Origin of the sequence: Congregibacter sp. (assembly GCF_965660375.1) — a bacterium.
In the GTDB taxonomy this organism is placed as follows: Bacteria; Pseudomonadota; Gammaproteobacteria; order Pseudomonadales; family Halieaceae; genus Congregibacter.
The window spans coordinates 1-4,203 of record NZ_CBFHZO010000099.1; the positions used below are offsets into that span (position 1 = coordinate 1).

5 protein-coding genes are annotated in these 4,203 nt (G+C 59.2%); 1 reads left to right on the forward strand and 4 read right to left on the reverse strand.

Features of this window, described 5'->3' with window-relative positions; all coding sequences use genetic code 11:
• Positions 1–145 (forward strand): helix-turn-helix domain-containing protein (locus ACTG3T_RS09640; RefSeq protein ID WP_439102061.1); only part of this gene is annotated, 145 nt, incomplete at its 5' end.
• A 14-nt stretch (positions 146–159) separates the two neighbouring features.
• Here the strand turns inward: ACTG3T_RS09640 and trpC are convergent.
• Genes trpC through trpE form a run of 4 tightly spaced genes read right to left on the reverse strand, consistent with a single transcriptional unit; the run spans position 160 to position 4,131 of the window.
• Complete coding sequence (gene trpC / locus ACTG3T_RS09645; protein ID WP_439102057.1) at positions 160–963, reverse strand: indole-3-glycerol phosphate synthase TrpC; 804 nt, start codon at positions 961–963, stop codon at positions 160–162.
• Positions 960–2,018: an anthranilate phosphoribosyltransferase gene (gene trpD / locus ACTG3T_RS09650; protein WP_439102058.1), complete on the reverse strand. Its 1,059-nt coding sequence runs from the start codon at positions 2,016–2,018 to the stop codon at positions 960–962. The genes trpC and trpD overlap by 4 nt, the downstream gene beginning before the upstream one ends.
• A 14-nt stretch (positions 2,019–2,032) precedes the next feature.
• Positions 2,033–2,644 (reverse strand): anthranilate synthase component II, encoded by a 612-nt coding sequence (locus tag ACTG3T_RS09655; protein WP_439102059.1) that lies wholly within the window; start codon positions 2,642–2,644, stop codon positions 2,033–2,035.
• The gene (gene trpE, locus ACTG3T_RS09660; RefSeq protein WP_439102060.1) at positions 2,638–4,131 is read right to left on the reverse strand and encodes an anthranilate synthase component I; all 1,494 of its coding nucleotides are present in this window, start codon (positions 4,129–4,131) and stop codon (positions 2,638–2,640) included. Before trpE ends, ACTG3T_RS09655 begins: the two co-directional genes overlap by 7 nt.
• Positions 4,132–4,203 lie beyond the last annotated feature (72 nt).

Here is a 4,203-nt window from a genome sequence, read left to right on the forward strand (position 1 = left end):
CATGCAGATCAAGATTACCCGCCAGGAGCTGGGCAAAATCGCCGGCTGTTCTCGGGAAATGGCCGGCCGGGTACTAAAGACCCTGGAGCAGGAGGGTTTGGTTAACGTCTCTGGCAAAACCATTGTGGTCTACGCCAGTCACTAGCTAACCAGGGCTTTTCAGGCCGCAAACAGCTCGCTGAGTGCCAGCCCCGGGTCCTCGGCGCGCATAAAGGCCTCGCCAACCAGAAAACCCGGCACACCCGCCGCGCGCATTGTTTTTACGTCATCACGGGTATGGATGGCGCTCTCGGTCACCACCAACTTACCTTCGGGGATCTGCGGCAGAAGACCCAGCGTGGTACTCAGGCTGGTCTCAAAATTGCGAAGGTCGCGATTGTTGATGCCCAGGAGCGGCACATCCAGCTCCAGTGCCAGCTCGAGCTCATCGCGATCATGAATTTCCACGAGCACATCCAGGCCATAGTGAGACGCCGCGGCAGCCAGATCATGAAGCTGACTTCGGTCCAGAGCGGCAACAATAAGCAGGATCGCATCTGCCCCCAAACTCCGCGCCTCGGCAATCTGGTAGGCATCGATAGTGAAATCCTTGCGCAACACAGGTAGATCGCAAGCAGCGCGAGCAGCGTGTAAGTAGGCATCGCTGCCCTGAAAAAAGTCCACATCGGTGAGTACCGACAAACAGGTCGCCCCGCCCGCCTGATACTGCGCCGCAATCACTGCAGGCTCAAAATCCGGTCGAATCACGCCTTTGCTGGGCGAAGCCTTTTTTACTTCAGCAATTACCGCGGGAACGTCATCTCCCGCCCGACGCTGCATGGCTGCGGTAAACCCGCGCGCCGGTTCCTGATCAGCGATAAGGGTTTCGAGAGCGTCAAGGGGTGTTCTGGCTTGTCGCTCGCGAATTTCTTCTGCCTTGCGGGCAAGAATTTTCTGCAGGACGTCAGGCAATGAAGAATTCATGCACTTTTCTCCTCGCGCATAAGCTGCGTTACATCCACAAAGGCCTTGAGTTTTTCTGCGGCCTGGCCGGTGGACAGCAAGTCCTCCGCCAGCGCAACGCCGTCGGCAAGAGATGATGCGATACCCGCGACATAAATCGTCGCGCCCGCATTCATGGCAATGATCTGTCGCGCTTTCTCCGGGTCTGTTCCGGACTCAGCACCGCGCCCTCCGGACAGGGCCGCCCGAATCAACGTTGCAGACGCCGTGGCGGAATCCACTGCCAGCCCCGAGAGATCGGTGGCGGCCAAACCAAAATCCGCCGCATCAATGGTGTAGCTGTGCACCTCGCCGTTGCGCAGCTCCGAAACGCTGGTGGGTGCTGCGATGGAGATTTCATCGAGCCCGTCAGCGGCGTGCACCACCATGGCATGCTCACTGCCGAGAGCCTTCAGCGCGTGTGCAAGGGGCTCACAGAGCGCAGCGTCGTAAACACCAAGCAACTGGCGTTTCACCTGGGCAGGGTTGGTAAGGGGTCCCAGGAGATTAAACAGGGTTCTCAAACCCAGCTCTCTTCGCGGCCCGATGGCATAGCGCATGGCGCTGTGATGGGCCGGTGCAAACATAAAACCCAGACCCACATCCGAAATAGCCCGTGCCACCTGCTCGGGACTCAGGTCCAGAGGCACACCCAGAGCCTCCAGCACATCGGAGCTGCCACTGGTGCTTGAGACCGACCGGTTGCCGTGTTTCGCCACCTGGGCGCCTGCCGCCGCGACTACAAAACAGGAGGCCGTAGACACGTTAAACAGGTTGGCGCCATCGCCACCGGTGCCCACAAGATCCACGAGGTAATCGCCCTGTACCGCCACAGGTGTTGCCAGATCACGCATCACCCCGGCGGCCGCGGCAATCTCGTCAATGGTCTCGCCCTTGATCCGCAAAGCCATAAGCAGCCCACCAATCTGAGCATCGGTGGCGTCCCCGGACATGATCTGGCGCATCACCGAGGCCATTTCATCGCTACTCAGATCCTGCTGTTCGACGACGCGTCCCAGCGCCTGCTGAATATCCATCGCTCGTTCCTCAGCTAGTTCTTGTCAGCGCTCTGGCTCAGAGGCAGGGGCTGCTCCAGAAAGTTTTTTAGCAGCGCGTGGCCATGCTCACTAAGCACCGACTCGGGATGAAACTGAACGCCCTGTGCACCGGTAAGCCGGTGACGCAGACCCATGATCTCGTCAACATCCCCCGATTCATTCACCGTCCATGCGGTGAGGTCAAAACCCTCAGGCAAACTGTCGCGGTCCACCACCAGGGAATGATAGCGGGTAGCGATGAACGGCGAGGGGAGCCCGGCAAACACACCGCTCCCATCGTGATGGATCTCGGAGGTTTTGCCATGCATCACCTTGCGCGCGCGAACCACCTCACCGCCATACACCTGACCCAGACTTTGGTGCCCAAGACAGATGCCGAAAATTGGCAGAGTGCCCGCAAACGCCCGGATTGTCTCCATGGAAACCCCCGCCTCGTTCGGCGTGCAGGGCCCCGGTGAGATCACGATACGCTCGGGAGCCAGTTCGGCGATCTCTTCCAGGGTAATTTCATCGTTGCGGAACACCTGCACATCGGCGCCCAGTTCCGCGAGGTACTGAACTACGTTGTAGGTAAAGGAGTCGTAATTATCAATCATCATCAGCATGGGCTTTGCCCTCCGGCATCGACCATGGCCGCCGCGCGCAACAATGCGCGGGCTTTATTGAGGGTTTCCTGCCATTCCGCTTCTGGCACAGAATCCGCGACCACGCCGGCCCCCACCTGAATATGTAATTCACCGCCCTTGAGCACCGCGGTGCGGATGGCGATGGCGGTATCCATGTCTCCCGCCCAGGACAGATAGCCCACGGCGCCCCCATAAATGCCACGCTTCACCGGCTCCAGCTCATCAATGATTTCCATCGCCCGTATCTTTGGCGCGCCGCTTAAAGTTCCTGCCGGCAAGGCGGCTCTAAGGGCATCCATGGAAGAAAGGCCTTCATCCAACTGCCCTTCCACGTTTGAAACGATATGCATCACGTGGGAGTAGCGCTCCACCAGCATGTTCTCGGTAAGCTCCACGGTGCCGGTCTGCGCTATGCGTCCCACGTCGTTACGCCCCAGATCAATGAGCATCAGATGCTCAGCAATCTCTTTAGGATCAGCGAGAAGCTCGGCTTCCAGGGCATCATCCTCGGCCTCGCTTTTGCCGCGGTGGCGGGTGCCGGCAATGGGCCGCACGGTCACCTTACCCTGCTCCGCCCGCACCAGTATCTCCGGTGAAGAACCCACCACCTGAAACTCGTCGAGGTCAAGAAAATAAAGATAGGGTGATGGATTGAGGTTGCGAAGGGCACGGTACAAATTCAGCGGTGGTGCGCTAAACGGAACGCTCATCCGCTGGGAGGGAACCACCTGCATGGCGTCGCCCGCCAGCACATACTCCTTGACCTTCTCCACGGCGGCTTTGTACTCGCCCTGGCTGAGACTGTAACGGGCGTTGGCCTCCAGGGCGCTCCCATCTGCCCCCTCGAGAGATACCGTCGGTAGCGGTGCAAGAGGCGCTTCGAGATCGGCGATGAGCGCATCAAGTCGCGCGTTGGCGATGTCCAGGGCGTTTTCAGTGGCCGGGTCTACATTCACCACAACGCGCAAGGTGCCCGCGAGATTGTCAAAAACCAGCACTTCCTCAGACAGCATCAAGAGAATATCCGGCGTGTGCAGCTGATCCTCTGGACAGCTTTCCGCCAGACGGGGCTCCACGTAGCGCACGGTGTCATAGGCGAAGTAGCCCACCAGGCCTCCATGGAACACAGGCAGTGCGTCCTGGTCAGGACTTTTAAAGCACTGCTGATAGGCCTCCACAAAATCAAGGGGATCGGCGACCTCTTCGGTGCCGATGCACTCGCCATCCACCCAGCTTTCCACGCGATGACCAAACACTTTGATCAACTCCCTGCAGGGCAGACCAATGATGGAGTAGCGGCCCCACTTCTCGCCCCCCTCCACCGACTCAAACAGATAGGAATAGGGGCCTTCCGCCAGTTTGCGATAAGTGGAGAGCGGCGTATCAAAGTCGGCGAGCACCTCGCGGTGCACGGGCACGCGGTTATAGCCCTGCGCCGCCAGTGCGGCAAAATCGTCGGTTGTCATGAGGGTGGTCCTGAAAAGCGGGTTACGGGTTTGCGACATTGCGCTGATTAGTGAGGGCCTAAAAAAGCCCTG